Source organism: Massilia psychrophila (genome assembly GCF_002760665.1).
In the GTDB taxonomy this organism is placed as follows: Bacteria; Pseudomonadota; Gammaproteobacteria; order Burkholderiales; family Burkholderiaceae_D; genus JAFCUW01.
In genome coordinates this window covers 106,140-122,578 of the sequence record NZ_PDOB01000002.1, presented here as the reverse complement: position 1 = coordinate 122,578, position 16,439 = coordinate 106,140, and the positions used below count along the sequence as shown (strand labels likewise).

Genomic DNA, 16,439 nt, shown 5'->3' with positions numbered 1-16,439 from the left:
TTTACCCAACGGCGTTAGTGTTTTCCAGTGTAAAGTCCGACCGGCTGCTATAGGCGCAAGTACGCTTACTGTGACGAGGCGAGGCCCACTTTTGCCAGGACCATGAGAATATCCTCGCTATGACTCCCGTTCGCGCCTGGGTATCTGAAGTCGATGACGCGGTAGTTACCCACCTTCTTGCCGCTGACGCTGACCGAAAATTCCTCCTTCGCGTCCTGCGGCAGTGTCCCGGAACGATACAATTCAAGAGCCAACATCGCCGGGAACCAGAGACGAATTTCTTGTCCCTCGCTTGTGAAGCGAATCCGACTCTTGGGGTACCCGAGGCTGCTTACCGTGCCCTTTTGGTACGGCTCCATGAGCATCCGAACTTCGTGCAGCATCGTTCCGTTTATGGCAATTCCCTGCATATTGCTTTGTCAATCATGGCTGTGGTCCCGCAGTTCAGGAAGAACGTTCCGCTATTGCTGGCCGTCACGTTACGACTTGCCGACAACACTGACGCCCATCTCGGGCACGGCTTGCCGGCTGCAATTCATCGCCTGGCATTTTAGCTGAGATTGGTAGGTTTTGGCAGTTGCCAGGGTACGCCTTCGGCAATGCACTGTACCCTTTCGGAGGGAATCTCATTTTTCAATTAACAACGCGACAAAGCCCCGCAAGGCGCTGATGTTCTTTCCCGAAGGCCAGGCAACCCGCTGTACGAGTATGTTACTACTGACATGCCACACTGCTGGGTCTTGTCGGACACTCCGCGATTTTAGGTGTAGTATAAATTTTTTTCAAGTTCGCTTGATTAACAGGCATCGTAAACGCCGGTGGCTACCCGCCAAAAAAAGCAGTTCGTCGTCGCTGTTTAACTCCTGCGGAGGCAATTCCTAGCCGTGCAAACCTCTTAAATCTAAGGAATATATGAACGTTGGAATCATCGGGGCCGGCCACATCGGCAGCGCCCTCGCTGTGCGGCTCGTCAGCCTCGGACACTCGGTGTACATCGCTAACTCGCGCGGGCCAGAAACGCTGAAAGACGTGGCCCAAAAAACCGGCGCCAAGCCGGTGACGGCCCAGGAAGCGGCCCGCCACGGCGAAATCATCGTGGTCACCATCCCGCTCAAAAACATCCCCGACCTGCCCAAAGACCTGTTCGCGGGCGTGGCGGCCAACGTGCCGGTCATCGACACTAGCAACTACTACCCCATCCTGCGCGACGGCCAGATTCCGGAGTTGGAAACTGGTGACCTCACAGAAAGCGAATGGGTGCAGCAGCACCTGGGCCGCCCGCTGGTGAAGGTATTCAACAACATCCACGCCGACCACCTCCAAAATAAGGGCCTGCCCGCCAACGCGCCCGGCCGCATCTCCCTGCCGGTGGCCGGCGACGATGCGGCGGCCAAGCAGAAAGTGATGGCCCTAGTTGAGGAACTGGGCTTTGACGTCGTTGACGACGGCAGCCTGCACGAGTCGTGGCGGCAGCAACCCGGTACCCCCTGCTACGGCGCCGACCTGCCCGCCGACAAACTGCGCGAGCATTTCACCAGTCTGGGCACCCGACGCACCGAGGCTCAACACGCCGAGTACCTGGCCAACCACGCCAAGCAGGAACAGGCAATGGCTGCGCAAGGCGACGACCTGAAGTAGCGGCCTGTTGGCGCTGGCTCCGAATTGACCCAGGCCGCTGGAAATAGTTGACCCGCCCGCGTGCACGGCACGGGCCTGGGTGACGAAGCTGATGCCGGCAGCCGTATCGCTGCTAGAACCGATCTTCGATGCCCAACTGGACTCAATCCGGCTCTCGCGCGTCATCGCGATGGACGAAACCCCGATCAAGGCCCGACGCGATCGCCGCCCTGTACAAGGTCGAGCAGGCGATTCGCAACGCCGGCCTGACGGGGCCGGCGAAACACGCAGGCCGGCAGGAACAATTCAAGCCGATCCTCGATGGTTTCTTTGTCTGGATTGACGAGCAGTTCGACAAGCAGGGTTTCCTGCCGAGCAGCCACTTTCTCGGTGCGCTGGCCGATAGCCGAGAGCGCCGCATCGGCCTGTTCGTCTACCTGGATGACCCGGACGTTTCGATCGACACCAACCACCTCGAGCGTGCCTTGCGGGTCATTCCGACGGGCAAAAAGAATTGGCTGACCAGATTACACTTAAGCCGGTGCACGCGACCTTTCTCCTCTTCCGAAAACAGCAGCGACCAGTCCCGCACGCAGCGGGGCGACGGCGGCAACTGAAAGCCGGGGTGTGAGCCGTCCTTGAGGCGGCCGACGACGGGGAAGAGGATAGGCGCGCTATCGGACCAGATGTCCGCATGCCGCTGCCGCATGAATTCCTTGCTGGCCATGACGTCAAACAGGTCGCGCAGCTCCGCGCCTACCCAGCCGCCGGAACAGCCGCGTGCAGCGCGGCTTGGTCCTCTGCGATACGTTCGGACCGGCTCGCGCCCGGAATCACGGCGGCCACGGCCGGGTTGGCGAGCGCGAACTGCAAGGCCGCCGCCTTCACGCCCACATCATGGCGCGCGGCGATCGCCTTGCGAACGAAAACATCCCGTTAAGCGAGATAGCGTACCGACCCGGCCGAAGTATTTGCCTATCTTGAACAGCAATCGTAGCTTGCCGGAAAATGTACAAACCCTCGATGAAGCGGTTCAGAAAACACTCATTTGGGCGGCGCGGCAGGCGCCGCCGCCGCCGCCTTCTGCAGCGGCGGCAATCCGAGATAGAAAGACTAGGCTTCCTTGTGAAGAAGTGGACACATCCAATTTAAATCGACGAGGAAACAATGGCATATCAAACTACTAACCCCTACAACGAAAAAGCGGACAAGCCGTTTTCAGAGTGCAAGCCAGAACAACTCGAAGCGAAGCTTGAAGCCGCGGTGACATGTTATGACAGCTGGCGCGCGACCAGCTTTTCACAGCGTAAGAGCATCCTCACGCGCGCCGCCGCGCTCATGCGCGAGCGCAGCGAACAACTGGCCGGATTGATCACGCTGGAAATGGGCAAGCGGATCGCCGAGAGCCGCGGTGAAGTCGCGCTGAGCGCAGCAATCATCGATTATTACGCCGAGCATGCCGAGCGCTTCCTGGCACCTGAAAAATTGCCGACTAAAAAAGGTGAGGCGATCCTCGAGAGCAGTCCGATCGGCGTGCTGTTTGGCGTTGAGCCGTGGAATTACCCGTATTATCAAATCGTCCGCTTCGCCGCGCCCAACCTGATGGCCGGCAATGTTGTGATGGTCAAGCATGCATCGAACGTGCCGCAGTGTGCTCTTGCATTCGAGCAATTGATGGCCGATGCCGGCATGCCCGCCGGCGCCTACACCAATTTGTTTATTTCCAAGGATCAGGTCGCGCAGGTCATCGATGATCCGCGCATCCGCGGCGTGGCCCTGACCGGCAGTGAAGCGGCCGGCGCAGTCGTCGCTGCCAGGGCGGGACAGAATTTGAAAAAAACCACGATGGAGTTAGGCGGTAGCGACGCCTTCATCGTGCTCGAAGACGCCGACCTTGACCTGGCGGTCAAGCATGCCGTAATTGGGCGCATGGGCAATACCGGGCAGGCGTGCACGGCATCGAAGCGGTTCATTGTCGTCGAGTCCATGGCAGAGCAATTTCTGAGCCGCTTTAAGGCTGCCTTGGAGCAACTCAAACCCGGCGATCCGATGGACGAAAAAACCACGATGGGGCCGTTGTCGTCTGAAACTGCGCTGACCAATCTGCTCGATCAGGTCAAGCGAGCCCGCGCCAATGGGGCGAGCGTAGTGGTGGGCGGCGAACGGCTGGAGCATTCCGGCTTTTTCATGCAGCCGACGATTCTGTCCGATGTCGACGCCGGCAACCCGGTCTACAAAGAAGAGTTTTTTGGTCCGGTAGCCATGTTCTTCCAGGTTCCGGACGAAGACGCGGCAGTTCACCTTGCCAACGATTCCCCGTTCGGTCTCGGCGGCTCAGTATTTACCAAAGACATCGAGCGCGGCAAGCGGGTCGCGGGCCGGATCGAGACAGGCATGGTGTTCATCAACGCGGCATTGTCGTCATCGCCGGAATTGCCCTTTGGCGGTATCAAGAATTCCGGCTACGGCCGCGAACTGTCCGCCGCGGGCATCCAGGAGTTCGTCAACAAGAAGCTGATCAGGGTCGCTTAAATCGCGCGCTGCGGCTCGTATCCGGGCCGCAAGCGCATTCAATCCTCCGTTTTCTCGCGGGCAACCGGCGGCAAGGCCGCGAGACGCTGCGGCACCTCGGCTCTGGCGGGGAAGTGGTTTCACCTTCACGTTTAATTTGCGTGTAATTTTATTTTGGATAGAGAATCAAATGTCAGTTACTTTAGGATTTGCGGCATCAGTTGCCAAGGGAAAGTTGCAACCCTACACATTCGAACGCCGGACGCCGCGCGAGGACGATGTCTCGATCGACATTAAATTTTGCGGCGTCTGTCACTCGGATATTCACCAGGTCCGTGACGAATGGGGCGGTGCCATTTTTCCGATGGTGCCGGGTCACGAAGTGGCCGGCATCGTCAGCGCGGTGGGCAGTAAAGTGAGCAAGTTCAAAGTGGGCGACCATGTCGGCGTCGGCTGCTTCGTCGACTCTTGCACCACCTGCTCCACCCGCAACGTTGACCTTGAACAATACATGCCAGGGCTGGTGCAAACCTACAACAGCGTCGAGGCCGACGGCGTGACGCCGACGATGGGCGGTTACTCCAATCACATGGTCGTCAAGGAAGGCTACGTGCTGTCGATTCCTGAGAACCTGCCACTCGACGCGGCTGCGCCGCTGATGTGCGCCGGCATCACACTGTATTCTCCGCTGCATCACTGGAAGGCGGGTCCCGGCAAAAAAGTCGCCATCATCGGCATGGGCGGACTGGGCCATATGGGCGTCAAGATTGCCCATGCGATGGGGGCCGAGGTGACGGTGCTCAGCCAAAGCTTGTCGAAGCAGGAAGACGGCCTGCGGTTTGGCGCGGCCCACTACTACGCGACGAACGATCCTGAAACCTTCATCAAACTGGAAAATCAATTCGACCTGATCATCAACACGGTCGGTGCCGGCATCGACCTGGATGCGTACCTGAAGCTGGTGAAGACGGATGGCACGATGGTGCTCATCGGTGTCCCCGAAAAGCCGGTTGCGCTAAATGCCCCGTCATTGATTGGCGCGCGTCGCACCTTGGCCGGTTCGATGATCGGTTCGATCAAGGAGACCCAGGAAATGCTCGATTTTTGTGGCAAGCACAATATTGTGGCCGATATCGAGCTCATTCCCATTCAATCCGTCAACGAAGCATTTGACCGCGTCGTGAAAAGCGACGTACGTTATCGTTTCGTGATTGACATGGCTTCTCTGAAGGCCTAAGTACCCGCCAAAAAATAAATGTGCATTTTGGCGTCCATAACCGCCGCGCTGCTGTGTTGGCCGCTGCTTGCAGTGCTCGCACTGCGGCGCACCGACCGCCTTGCATCGCATCCGGTTCTGTTTGCCAAAACCTCACATTTATTTCTCGACGAGTACTTAGTCGTGCCAGGCAGGCAGGCGCGGCGAGGGCCCCCCTGCCTGTCGACAGCGCCGTAGAGGCATTCCACACACACGCGGCCTTGCCTGCTGGCGGGTAAGGGATTGCCCATCAGTTCGATCAGTAGCCCTACGGTAACCGGCCATCAGCCGGCGCCCGCACGCCGCACGCCGTACGCCAAGGTCATGCAAGTCGGACCGCAGCGGGTCGGCGGCGAACTTCTGCTTCGCAAGCGCGTTATTTCCCCCACCTTCCATGCTGATCTTCGGCCTCCGGAACCGGGATTCCATTAACTCTGGGAGCGACCCTTCGCGTCCTGCGGCAGTGTCCCGGCACGATACAATTCAAGAGCCAACTATCCAGCCCGCTACAGGCGCTGAACAGTCACGAAATAATTTGCCCGCTGGTGTTACCCAAAAAAGTCGTTTTTGAATCACGCCGTGTCTTTTTCCAAAACAAGGCCGCCGCAGCCTGCGGGCAGGAAGGAAAATAGGCATGGAAATAGGATGCCAACAAAGAGCCGTGACAGTACACGGCCTCGCCGGCAAGGCGCGAGGGGTTTTTCAGCGTGACGCAAAAAGGCGTGAGCGCCGTTTCCAGCCGCGAATAGTGGAAAGTGTGGCCGCGTAACACCCCTTCCGGCAGCGTCATCGCTTGCGGTCCCAGTCCAGCGAGCCGCGCTTGCATCATGACCGCGCCCGGCAGCACGCCCGCCATCGGCCAGGTCCGGCCGGCTTGGTCGAGCAACGTGTCGGCCAATGCCATCATGCCGCCACATTCGGCCCAGATCGGCATGTGATCGGCATGCGCTTGCCGGATCGAGGCTTGCCAGATTGTCGCCTCCGATAAAGTCTGCGCATGCAACTCCGGATACCCGCCAGGCAGATACACGGCGTCGGCGTGGGCCGGCACCGGCTCGTTGTTCAACGGCGAAAAAAACTGCAACTGCGCACCAAGCGCGCGCAAACACGCCAGGTTCGCAGGATATAAAAACGCAAACGCGGCGTCACGCGCCACCCCAATGTTCATGCCAGCCAAGCTGGGCGCGATCGCCGCAGCAGGCTGCGGCACGGCGAGTCGCAGCAAGGGCAAGCGCGCCCACGCGGCGTTGTCGAACACCAGTTGTTGCGCCAAATGGTCGAGCAGCGCATCGAGATCAGGCACTTCGGCCGGCGTCACCAGGCCCAGATGACGCTCAGGCAGCGATTGAACCTGCTTGGCCAGTGTCGCCAGCAAGGGCACATTGCGCAGCGACGCGGCCACCATGTCGGCGTGGTGCTTGCTGCCGACGCGGTTGGCGATGACGCCAGCGACCTCGATTGGGCCATAGTCGCGCAAGCCTTGCACCAGCGCGCCCGCCGTTTGCGCCATCGCGCCGGCGTCGATTACCAGCAACACCGGCACCCCGAAGGCGCGCGCCAGGTCGAACGAGGACGGCGTGCCGTCGTACAAGCCCATCACGCCTTCGATCAACACCACATCGCATTCGCCCATTGCCTGTGCCAATTGCGCGCGGCACGCCTCGAGGCCAACCATCCATACATCGAGCGACCCGACCTGCGCTCCGCTGGCCCGCTCCAATAACATCGGATCGAGAAAATCGGGCCCCGTTTTGAACAAGCGCACCCGCAGGCCTTGATGCTGCAAGGTGCGCGCCAAGGCCGCTGTCACCGTGGTTTTCCCCGTGCCGGACGAGGCGGCCGACACCAGGAACACGCGTGCTTCGACGTGCTTTTCAATTGCATCATTCATCGCCATGTTCCGTTTCCGTTTCCGTTGCCGCTTGGTCCCACCTGTTTTCAAACATCACCGACGCCAGGCTTTCGCGCTTGGCCCAGCCTTCCATTTCCAGCATCGGTTGCGGATAAAACGATGCCACCTGGCCCAGGCACAGCAGCGCGACCGGCTTGGCGCCCGAAGGCATCGCCAGCGCCGCGCTCACCTGATCTGGATCGAACATCGACACCCAGCCCATGCCGATGCCCTCAGCGCGCGCCGCCAGCCACATGTTCTGGATCGCGCAGGCGACCGACGCCAGGTCCATCTCCGGCAGCGTGCGCCGGCCAAACACGTGCTGCTCGCGCCGCGCCATCAGGGCCACAACCAGCAATTCGCCACACTCGCGCATGCCTTCCACTTTCAAGCGCATGAAGGCATCTTCGCGCAGGCCCAGGGCATGCGCGGTGGCGATGCGTTCCTGTTCGACGATCTGATGCAGCGTCACGCGCAGAGCCGGATCGGTGATGCGAATGAAGCGCCACGGCTGCATGAAGCCGACACTCGGCCCCAGGTGCGCCGCCTCGAGCACGCGCTGCAACAGCGCAGCATCGACCGGGCCGGGTAAAAAATGACGGATGTCGCGCCGTTCGGCGATCACCTTGTAGATGGCTGCCGTTTCGGCCGCGCTGTACTGATGGGGATTGCTCATTGCCAGAGCGTGCCGGTCAGCTCGGACAGCTTGGCGGCGACCTGCTGACGCTTCAGATGGTAGCCGATGAACACGAGTTCGGAGCGGGTGCGTGCGCCCGGCTCGGTGGCAGCATGCAGTTGCAAGCGCGTGCGCACGCCTTGCACCAACAGCGTGCCAGCAGCATCGGCGAGGCAAATAAAGCCCTTGCTGCGCAATACCGGCTCGGCGATCGACACCGCCAGCATGGCCGCCTTGAATGCTGCTTCGTGCTGCGCGGCGTCGCAGCGCAACACGAAGGACAGCCAGCCCGGGTCTTGTTCATGAAAGTGCTGGTGCGTGCGCAAGCCGTGACTATGGCCACTCAAGCCCGAGTGAGCGTGGCCATTCAAGCGGCTCTGGTTGTCCAGCACACCCGCTTGCGGACAGGGCATGCTCGGCAGCAGCGTGTAGCTGTGGGCATGTTCGATCTTGGTCGGCTGGTGCAGGCGCAGGCCGAGGGCGAGACGGATATCGAGCTTGGCGTCGTACGCCAGTTCGAGGAAACGAATGTTGGGCGCGCGCTGGCGCAAGGCGGTTTCGGCCAGCAGCAGCGCGGCGTCGTCCAGACCGTCGATTTTGTTGAGCACCACCACGTCCGCGTATTCCAGCTGGCGCTCAAACAGCGCCGCCACCGAGTTGGCGACCGTCTCGAGCGTGTCGTCGGTGCCGTCGACGTCGAACTGATTGCTCAACAACAGGGGCGTGTCGACAATCGCCAGCGTGGCGTCGAGAATGAAGTCGTCCGCCAGCTCGGCGCTTTGCAGCATTTCCATCACTGCCGTCGGCAATGCCAGGCCCGACGTTTCGATCAGCACATGGTCGACGTCGAAACGCCGCGCCGCGATCGCTTGCATGGTTGGAATAAACAGCGCGTCGTCGCCATACGCAATCAAACCATACGGAAAATCGACGATCTGGATGTGTGCTTGCGTGCCAGCGGTTTCGCGGATCAGCGCGCCATCGATGGCCACTTCACCAAATTCATTGATCAACAGCGCCAGGCGCCGGGTTTGCCGACGCTCGATCAAGCTGCGCAACAAGGTGGTTTTCCCCGAGCCTAAAAACCCGGTGACGATGGTGACGGGAATCAGCGTTTTCATGGAATTTGCAAGGCCACCAATTGCTGCGCCACGCCGTCGAACGTTTCGCTCACGTGCGGGTAATCGAGTTGCGGACGCGCAATGACCAGCAAGGCAATGCCCAACTCGTGCGCCGCCGCCGCTTTGGCGGCATAACCACCGGCCGCGCCAGACTCTTTCGTGACCACGCAATCGATCTGCCAATCGCGCCACAAGGCGCTGTTGAACGCGGCCGAAAATGGCCCTTGCATGGCGCAGATGCGGTCGCGCGGCACGCCCAGGTCGAGCGCACGCTGCAAAAATTCAGGCTCGGCAGTCAAGCGCACGAACCATTGTTTTTGATCGGCGCCGGGTGCTTGCAAAAAGGTGGCCAGGTCTTTCGAACCGGTGGCGAGAAAGATGCGCTGGCCTCGGGCGATCGCTTGTTCGGCGGCGTCGCGGGGGGAAGCGCAACGAATCACATCGTCAGCGAGCGGCGTCGCCGGCCGTTCATAACGCAGGTACGGAATACCCAGCTCGCGCGACAACTCGATCAACTGCGCCGACATGATCTGGGCATACGGATGGGTCGCGTCCAGCACCACCCGCGCTTTGCTCTGCACCAGCGCCTGACGCCGCGCTTCGATACCCTGCCGTCCGGACCAGAGCGCGACGCCGGGACAATCTTTGAGTGCAATCTCGCCGCCGTACTCGGTGGCGCTCGAGACGATGACCGGGCTGGCGCCGGATTTGGCGAGCTGCGCGGCCAGGGCGTTGCCATCGCTGGTGCCGGAAAAAATCCACACGCCATGCTCGGGCAGGACGGGGGCCGGCGCCACGGCCAGGTCCGGCGCGCTCCAGTCGTTGTACCCGCGCGGCGTAAAGATCTGGCCGCGCTTGCGCTGGGTAAAACGGTTGCCGATGACGATGGTGGTGAGCATGTCAAACTTTAAGCTCATCATTTCGTCGAGGCGATAAATCGCCACTTCCTGGCCTGGCCGGTAAGCGTTCTTGACCACCCCGCACAGGGTATGCGGCGCCTTCGATTCGAGCATCAGGCTCAGGACCCGGTACACGCCTTCCTGCCGGCCGGCGCTTTGCACGTTGTACAGCACGCAGGCCAGATCGGCCTGGGCGATATGGCGGGCGCGGTGTTCGATCCACTCCCACGGGCACAGCAAATCGGACAAGCTGAGGGTCGCAAAGTCGTGCGACAGGGGCGAACCGAGCAATGACGCGCAGGCGTTGGCCGACGTCACGCCGGGAATCAGCTTGACCTCAAAGGTGTCGTCCTCGCGCATTTCCTCGTAGGCCAGCGCGGCCATGGCGTAAATGCCGATGTCGCCGCTGGAAATCAAGGCGACCTTGGCGCCGCCGCGCGCCTTCTCGATGGCCAGCAAGGCGCGTGCCCGCTCTTGCGTCAACGGCGGCGTGTGGATTTCTTTCCCCTCCAGATACGGCTCGATCCAGCGCAAATACAAGTCATAGGCGACGATGACGTCGCTCTCTTGCAGCGCCGCAATCGCCCGCGGAATAATCAAATCCGCAAAACCCGGCCCAACCGACACCAAATTCAATACACCATTCATGCTATTTCCATCCATTTATCTTCAACAATTGCCACGGCGACGCCGTTCAAGGCAGTTTTAGGGACGATCAAATGACCGCGCGGGCTGGCGATCAAGGCGCACGGCTCGCACACGCCATCGAGGCCGACGTTGTGCCGCACCCAGTCGGAAGGCTGGCGCGTCCATGGCCGCGCCGCGACCGTGGCGTGACCGAGCACGCGCAGCGGCAAGCCATGGCGCGCGCAAAACGCCAGCAGCCCGGGCTCGTTGGCCTTCAAATCCACCGTTGCCACTTCGCGCACATCGGTTAATTCACGCTCGGCCAGTGCAAACAAGACCGCCGCCGCGATCTGCTCCTCCGACACATTTTTACGACAACCAACACCGAGCACCAGTGGCTTCAACGCTTCGGTCGCGGTACTGAGCACCGGCGCCGCACCGACTGCATTGGCAACCCGGTACGCCAGCTGATTGGCGCCGCCTTCATGGCCGGCCAGCAACGCCACCGCATGGCGGCCCGCTTCATCCAGCAGCACCACGGCAGGATCGCTGTGTTTATCACGCAGCAAGCCATCGAGAAAGCGCACTGCGATGCCGCTCGCGGCCAACATGACCCATTGCCGGTGCTGGCGATACGCGGCGCCAAACTGCTGCTGCTGCGGCAGATCGGGCGTCAGCCAGGGCCGGTACAGCGTGACGCGCACGCCGTCGACGCCCAAGCGGCGCTGCAGACACAAGGCCAGGGCTTCGCTTTCTGCGCGCACCAACCAGATGCCGAGCGTTTTTTCCGCGATTTCCATCACCCCTCGACCTGATCCGCCGGCACTGGTAGTTCGGCTTTTACCGCGCGTTTTTTCGCTTTGGCCCGGAACAAATGCTTGAAGTCTTTCGAGTACAAGCGCGATTCGACTTGCGGACCATGGCCAATCGCCGCACCCACCAGCATCATGGTCGTCAGATTCCACTCGCCGCGCTTGTTTTCCTTGAGCACGGTGCCCAGCGTGCCTTGGTAGACGCGCTCGTCGGGCCAGCTGGCGCGGTACACCAGCGTCACCGGGGTATCGTCCGGATAATGCAATTGCAGGTCAGTGACGATTTTTTTCATGTGCGGCCCGGATAAAAAGATGCACATCGTGGCCCGATGCGCGGCCAGCAGGGCGATCGATTCCAACGCCGGCACTGCCGAAGCACGGCCGGAAACGCGCGTGATGATGATGCTTTGCGACACTTCTGGCTTGGTCAGTTCGGAGCAGACCACCGCCGCCGCCGCCGTAAACGACGATACCCCTGGCACCACTTCATAGGCGATGCCTAGCGCGTCGAGCCGGCGCATTTGCTCGGCGGTCGCGCCATAGATGGCCGGGTCGCCTGAATGCAGGCGCGCCACATCGCAATCGGCCAGTTGGGCGCGCACATAGCATGCTTGCTGTTGCTCCAGGTCGAGCTTGGAGGTGTCGAGAATTTCCGCCTCAGGGTGGCAGTGCACCAGTATCCCGGTCGGTACCAGGGACCCGGCATACAACACCATTTTGGCGCGGTTCAAAATGGCGGCGCCGCGCAGGGTAATCAAGTCGGCAGCGCCAGGACCGGCACCGATAATATACACTTTCATTTATCTTCTTTCTCTAGGATTGCGGCGGATCAGCAGCGTTGCCAGATACCCCATCGCTTCGGTGGCATCCAAGGTCTCCAGGCCGGCAGCCAGCATTTCGCCAGGCAAGCCAATGCGGCGCGCAAAGGCGCAATGCTGCGCAATGCCCATCTCGCGCAGCAGGTCGAGCACCCACGGCAAGCGCGTGCCCACTTTCATCAACACCACGATGTCATGGGTCTCGATGTCGAGGCGCAGTGCCGCTTTGGTGTCGGGACAGGGCAAAATCAATACCCGCTCCTTGCCCTCGCCCAGCGGCCAGCTCAGCGCCGCAGCCGCCGCAGCGTAACTGGTAATGCCGGGAAAAGTGCGATGCACCAGGTTCGGCAGCAAATCCGTCAGCGCGATCAGCAGGTAACCGTAGGTTGAATAGGTCAGTGAGTCGCCGATGGTCAGATACGCCACATTGCGCCCCGCCACCAACTCGGCGGCGACACTGGCCGCCAATTGCAGATAATGCTCGCGCAGCACGCTGCGGTCCGGGTCCATGTTGAACTCGATTTCGCGCAAGGACGCCGGCGCCAGCTCGATCCCGGCCAAGCATTGCTGTGCCACCGACAACTCGGCGCCGCGCGCCCGCGGCAAATACACCAGGTCGGCGTCGCGCAAGGCCGCCAAGGCCGCCAACGGCAAATAGCCGGCCGGCCCGGGACCGACGCCGATCCCCGACAAGGTTCCCTGTTTTATCGGCGCGCTCATGCGTCCACTCCCAGCGCGTTACCGCTCAAGTCGAACAGGCGCACTTCCAGCCGCTTGACCAGCGGCACACGGGCGTGCGCCAGGGCGCCGATCCGCTGCTCGATATCGATCCACAAGGCTTGCGCCCCCGGCTCATTTTTGATTCTTTCCATTGCCGCTTCCACTGTGTTTGACTGTTGAATTTCTTTCACCAATCCGGGAGAAAACCCCCGTTCCAACGCCACTTGCGCCACGCTGGCCATGGCCATATTGCTTTTACTCGAATGCGTATCCCATACCCCGTCGAGCACTTTTGCCAGCTTGCCCGGATGGCCGGCCAGCCACAGCACATCGAGGCCGCGGCCTTCTTCCATCAGCGTCTTTTGTGTAAAGTCGAGCGCGTCGCCCAGGAAATTGGCGATTTGTACCGTGCATTTCTCGGCCAGCCCCAGCACGTCGCGCGCATAGTCGCGCCCGATTTTCCCCGGCAAATACGCAACGCACTGCGCGTTGCCCCCGAGCGCGACCCGGACATACACTTCAATCGACGCAATCCACGACGCCATCGACATCGGCTCGACAATCCCGGACGTGCCCAAAATCGAAATACCGCCCACGATGCCCAGGCGCGGATTGAAGGTTTTGCGCGCAATCGCGGCGCCGTTTTCGCAGCCGATCGTCACATCAAAGCCAGCCGCATCCGGTGCCAACCCCAGTTCCAGCTCCTGCAATACCTCGGCCACCGCGCAGCGCATCATCTGGCGCGGCGTCGGATTGATCGCCGGCTCGCCGACCGCCACCCGCAGTCCAGGCTGGGTCGCGGTGCCGACGCCCTCGCCGGCGAAAAAGCGCACTTGTCCGGCGCCATTGGGCCGCACTTCGGCAAAGATGGTGGCGCCATGGGTACTATCGGGATCGTCACCGCCATCCTTGAGCACATCGGCGCGCACGCCGTCATCAGCCAGGCGCGTTACCAGCTCGATCGGCACCACCAGGTAATGCACGCCATCTGGCAGCGACACCTCGACTTGTTCGCGGCGCACGCCCGCCAGCAACCAGTAAAGCGCGGCCTTGAGCGCCGCCGTGGCGCAACTGCCCGTGGTCCGCCCGCGCCGCAAGCCATTCGGCGCGCGCAGCGTCAAGTCATATTCACGCCGTTCAGGTTTCCCCATTGCTTGTGCGTTCATTGCTTGCGAGTTGATTGCTTGCGAGTTCATTGAGCGCATCGATCATCAAGCCATTGACCACGCTGGCGGCCCAGGGCGAACCGCCGCGCGTGCCACTGTTGGTAATGCGCGGCACTTGCAAACAGCGCTGCAAATCAGCCTTGCTTTCGCGCGTGCCAACAAATCCTACCGGCAAACCAATCACCAGTTGCGGACGCCAGCCGTGATCGCGGATCAGGCGCGTCGCTTCCATGATCGCCGTCGGCGCGTCGCCGATCGCCAGCACGATGTCGTTGCCAAACTTTTCCCAGGCGCGCCGAATTCCGGCCGCCGAGCGCGTGGTGCCAAGCGCTGCCGCCATCAAAAACGTTTCGCGCTCGTGGACACCACACCAGGTGTCGATTCCCAGCTGTTTCAACAGCTCGCGCTTCAAGCCCGTTTGCACCATCGTCACGTCCGTCACCACCAGCTTGCAGCGCAGCAGTGCGCGGATGCCGTTTTCGACCGCGCCAGACGAAAAATAGATATCTTCCACCACGTCGAAGTCGCCGCTGGTGTGAACCAGTCGTTGCAGCACCGTCAAGTGCGCCGCTGGGAAAGGCGTCCAGTCGCGCCCGGCGGCGATGATCTTAAAACTCTCCGCTTCGATCGGATGCGGCAAGTATGGTTGAAACACCGGCGCTTCGACAGCGGCGACAGCACCGCTGCGCTCCTGTTCCAGCAACCCGCGCACCGCCATATGGTGGCCTTGCTGCGGCTCGCCGACCTGATTTTCGAAGCCGACAATCTGGACCCGGTATTTGCACAAAGAACAATTCATCGCTGCCCGGCCTTCAACCGCTTCAACAGCGCGCTCGATGATGACATCGGCGACGTGCGGGTGCGCGCCCAGATACGCCGCTTTCAGCACTTCCAGGCCCGGCTCGCGCAGCTGCAGTTCCTCGACAGCTGCGTAAATGCGCTTGATGAGCACGCCGTCGAACAGAAAAAACGGCAGCACCACCAGGCGCGCGAAGCCCAGTTGCGCAGCAGAACGCAAGCCATCCGCCACCAGCGGCTTGGCGGTGCCTGAATAACAGACATGGACGCCACCGAAACCCATACCCTCTTCGAGCATGCGCGCCAGCTTGGCAATGTCGCCATTCGCATCCGGGTCGGTGGTGCCGCGCCCGACCAGCACCAGGCAGGTATCGCTGCGCCGCACCGTCAAGGGCGATGTGGCCTCCGCTTCCAACACCCGCTCCTGCGCCAGTTGCAGCAGGCGCGGGTGCGGGCTCAATGGCGCGCCAAAATATAAGTCGATGGACGGATAGGCGAGCGTCAAGGCCTGCACCTCGCTGGGCATGTCATTTTTTGCGTGACGCGCCGCCAGCAGCACGCCCGGCACCACCGCTACCTGCTTGGCGCCTGCGGCGATATTGGCGGCGACCGCTTCGGCAATGGTCGGGCTGGAAAACTCCAGGTAGCCGTGGTGGACGACATGCAGCGGCGCGCGCAAGCGCACCAGTTCGACCAGCGCCTCGAATTCGCGCACCGCATCCGGATCGCGGCTGCCGTGGCCGGCCACGACGATGCCCAATTTGCCCAATTTGTCGAATTTGTCGACCTGGGCCGTGCCGTCAATGTTGTCGATGTCGTTCATGCTGGTTCTGCTGCCTCAATTTGACTGGCCATCGGCTGCGGCGTGCGGATCAGGATGATGCTCATGTCGCTAAATTCGATCTGCGCGCAGGCGGCCAGGGTGCCGTGCCATTCCGCCTCGGCGCGGGTTAGATTTTCCCACACTTCAATCGGCTGCCCGGGATCGATTCCTTGCTCGATCAGATAGGCGGCAATGTGGCGCGGCATGAATGAGCGCGCCGCATCCCACGGGCAGGGAATGACAATGGCATTGCGACCGTCTTGCAACACATGCAGCAGATGGCGCTTGAACGGGGCCAGATCGCCACGCCGATGAAAGGTAATGAACGTCGTTTCATCGAAACAGACCTTGGCGCGCGAGGCCAGGATTTGCGCCGATGAAATGCCCGGCAAAGTGTCGACCGGATGGCCGCAGGCGCGCTCGACCCGTTCCAGGTATTGAAAGCCGCTGAAATGAATGTCGCCCATGAACACCACCACGCAGCGCTTGCCGGCGTGGTGCGCTTCGGCCACCTGCGCCAGCATCGCCACCTGGTCGCGATACGTCATCGTCACCGTTTGCGCAGCTGCCGGGATGATGCTGTGCACCACCTCCAGCACTGCTTCAAAACCGGCCACGACATCGGCTTCGCCAATCAAGCGCGCGCCGTGCTGGGTCAAGTAGCCGATGTCGCCCGGTCCCGCGCCAATACAAATAATCATGTTT

14 protein-coding genes and 2 pseudogenes are annotated in these 16,439 nt (G+C 61.4%); 4 read left to right on the top strand and 12 right to left on the bottom strand.

Going from position 1 to position 16,439, the window contains the following annotated elements:
• Positions 1-65: 65 nt before the first annotated feature.
• A complete protein-coding gene (locus tag CR103_RS02405; protein WP_099914418.1) occupies positions 66-410 on the bottom strand; it encodes a hypothetical protein in 345 nt (114 codons plus the stop codon).
• 502 nt (positions 411-912) lie between these two features.
• Here CR103_RS02405 and CR103_RS02400 point away from each other — a divergent pair.
• Both CR103_RS02400 and CR103_RS02395 read left to right on the top strand, forming a co-directional pair.
• The gene (locus CR103_RS02400) at positions 913-1,638 is read left to right on the top strand and encodes an NADPH-dependent F420 reductase (protein WP_099914417.1); all 726 of its coding nucleotides are present in this window, start codon (positions 913-915) and stop codon (positions 1,636-1,638) included.
• A 67-nt stretch (positions 1,639-1,705) separates the two neighbouring features.
• Positions 1,706-2,138, top strand: a pseudogene (locus CR103_RS02395) (IS66 family transposase); the annotation flags it as partial.
• Between the two features lie 235 nt (positions 2,139-2,373).
• Here the strand turns inward: CR103_RS02395 and CR103_RS02390 are convergent.
• A pseudogene (locus tag CR103_RS02390) lies at positions 2,374-2,535 on the bottom strand (aldo/keto reductase); the annotation flags it as partial.
• 249 nt (positions 2,536-2,784) lie between these two features.
• Between CR103_RS02390 and CR103_RS02385 the strand changes: the two are divergent.
• Together CR103_RS02385 and CR103_RS02380 are read left to right on the top strand one after the other, a co-directional pair.
• Positions 2,785-4,149 carry an NAD-dependent succinate-semialdehyde dehydrogenase gene (locus tag CR103_RS02385; RefSeq protein ID WP_099914415.1) on the top strand — a complete coding sequence of 455 codons (1,365 nt, stop codon included), beginning with the start codon at positions 2,785-2,787 and terminating at the stop codon, positions 4,147-4,149.
• A gap of 169 nt (positions 4,150-4,318) precedes the next feature.
• Entirely contained in the window at positions 4,319-5,365 is a 1,047-nt protein-coding gene (locus CR103_RS02380) for an NAD(P)-dependent alcohol dehydrogenase (RefSeq protein WP_099914414.1), read from the top strand.
• 541 nt (positions 5,366-5,906) lie between these two features.
• Here the strand turns inward: CR103_RS02380 and CR103_RS02375 are convergent.
• Genes CR103_RS02375 through CR103_RS02330 form a run of 10 tightly spaced genes read right to left on the bottom strand, consistent with a single transcriptional unit; the run spans position 5,907 to position 16,435 of the window.
• Positions 5,907-7,274 (bottom strand): cobyrinic acid a,c-diamide synthase CobB, encoded by a 1,368-nt coding sequence (locus CR103_RS02375; protein ID WP_099914413.1) that lies wholly within the window; start codon positions 7,272-7,274, stop codon positions 5,907-5,909.
• Positions 7,267-7,950, bottom strand: a complete 684-nt coding sequence (gene bluB, locus CR103_RS02370; protein WP_099914412.1) for a 5,6-dimethylbenzimidazole synthase — start codon at positions 7,948-7,950, stop codon at positions 7,267-7,269. The genes CR103_RS02375 and bluB overlap by 8 nt, the downstream gene beginning before the upstream one ends.
• Positions 7,947-9,071, bottom strand: coding sequence for a CobW family GTP-binding protein (locus tag CR103_RS02365; RefSeq protein ID WP_099914411.1), 1,125 nt, complete (start codon positions 9,069-9,071; stop codon positions 7,947-7,949). Before CR103_RS02365 ends, bluB begins: the two co-directional genes overlap by 4 nt.
• Entirely contained in the window at positions 9,068-10,618 is a 1,551-nt protein-coding gene (gene cobJ / locus CR103_RS02360) for a precorrin-3B C(17)-methyltransferase (protein ID WP_099914410.1), read from the bottom strand. Before cobJ ends, CR103_RS02365 begins: the two co-directional genes overlap by 4 nt.
• Positions 10,615-11,397 carry a cobalamin biosynthesis protein gene (locus CR103_RS02355; RefSeq protein ID WP_099914409.1) on the bottom strand — a complete coding sequence of 261 codons (783 nt, stop codon included), beginning with the start codon at positions 11,395-11,397 and terminating at the stop codon, positions 10,615-10,617. Before CR103_RS02355 ends, cobJ begins: the two co-directional genes overlap by 4 nt.
• Positions 11,397-12,209 (bottom strand): precorrin-4 C(11)-methyltransferase, encoded by an 813-nt coding sequence (cobM, locus tag CR103_RS02350; protein ID WP_099914408.1) that lies wholly within the window; start codon positions 12,207-12,209, stop codon positions 11,397-11,399. The genes CR103_RS02355 and cobM overlap by 1 nt, the downstream gene beginning before the upstream one ends.
• Positions 12,210-12,947, bottom strand: a complete 738-nt coding sequence (cobI, locus tag CR103_RS02345; RefSeq protein WP_099914407.1) for a precorrin-2 C(20)-methyltransferase — start codon at positions 12,945-12,947, stop codon at positions 12,210-12,212.
• Positions 12,944-14,098: a cobalt-precorrin-5B (C(1))-methyltransferase CbiD gene (gene cbiD / locus CR103_RS02340; protein ID WP_099914406.1), complete on the bottom strand. Its 1,155-nt coding sequence runs from the start codon at positions 14,096-14,098 to the stop codon at positions 12,944-12,946. Before cbiD ends, cobI begins: the two co-directional genes overlap by 4 nt.
• On the bottom strand, positions 14,085-15,734 hold the full coding sequence (locus tag CR103_RS02335) for a precorrin-8X methylmutase (RefSeq protein ID WP_099914405.1): 1,650 nt from the start codon (positions 15,732-15,734) through the stop codon (positions 14,085-14,087). Before CR103_RS02335 ends, cbiD begins: the two co-directional genes overlap by 14 nt.
• Entirely contained in the window at positions 15,731-16,435 is a 705-nt protein-coding gene (locus tag CR103_RS02330) for a cobalt-precorrin-7 (C(5))-methyltransferase (RefSeq protein WP_099914404.1), read from the bottom strand. Before CR103_RS02330 ends, CR103_RS02335 begins: the two co-directional genes overlap by 4 nt.
• Positions 16,436-16,439: the final 4 nt, after the last annotated feature.

Excerpts from the sequence above, each read along its gene's own strand:
- CR103_RS02405 (WP_099914418.1), bottom strand. The coding sequence starts at position 410 with ATGCAGGGAATTGCCATAAACGGAACGATGCTGCACGAAGTTCGGATG.
- CR103_RS02400 (WP_099914417.1), top strand. The coding sequence starts at position 913 with ATGAACGTTGGAATCATCGGGGCCGGCCACATCGGCAGCGCCCTCGCT.
- CR103_RS02385 (WP_099914415.1), top strand. The coding sequence starts at position 2,785 with ATGGCATATCAAACTACTAACCCCTACAACGAAAAAGCGGACAAGCCG.
- CR103_RS02380 (WP_099914414.1), top strand. The coding sequence starts at position 4,319 with ATGTCAGTTACTTTAGGATTTGCGGCATCAGTTGCCAAGGGAAAGTTG.
- CR103_RS02375 (WP_099914413.1), bottom strand. The coding sequence starts at position 7,274 with ATGAATGATGCAATTGAAAAGCACGTCGAAGCACGCGTGTTCCTGGTG.
- bluB (WP_099914412.1), bottom strand. The coding sequence starts at position 7,950 with ATGAGCAATCCCCATCAGTACAGCGCGGCCGAAACGGCAGCCATCTAC.
- CR103_RS02365 (WP_099914411.1), bottom strand. The coding sequence starts at position 9,071 with ATGAAAACGCTGATTCCCGTCACCATCGTCACCGGGTTTTTAGGCTCG.
- cobJ (WP_099914410.1), bottom strand. The coding sequence starts at position 10,618 with ATGAATGGTGTATTGAATTTGGTGTCGGTTGGGCCGGGTTTTGCGGAT.
- CR103_RS02355 (WP_099914409.1), bottom strand. The coding sequence starts at position 11,397 with ATGGAAATCGCGGAAAAAACGCTCGGCATCTGGTTGGTGCGCGCAGAA.
- cobM (WP_099914408.1), bottom strand. The coding sequence starts at position 12,209 with ATGAAAGTGTATATTATCGGTGCCGGTCCTGGCGCTGCCGACTTGATT.
- cobI (WP_099914407.1), bottom strand. The coding sequence starts at position 12,947 with ATGAGCGCGCCGATAAAACAGGGAACCTTGTCGGGGATCGGCGTCGGT.
- cbiD (WP_099914406.1), bottom strand. The coding sequence starts at position 14,098 with ATGGGGAAACCTGAACGGCGTGAATATGACTTGACGCTGCGCGCGCCG.
- CR103_RS02335 (WP_099914405.1), bottom strand. The coding sequence starts at position 15,734 with ATGAACGACATCGACAACATTGACGGCACGGCCCAGGTCGACAAATTC.
- CR103_RS02330 (WP_099914404.1), bottom strand. The coding sequence starts at position 16,435 with ATGATTATTTGTATTGGCGCGGGACCGGGCGACATCGGCTACTTGACC.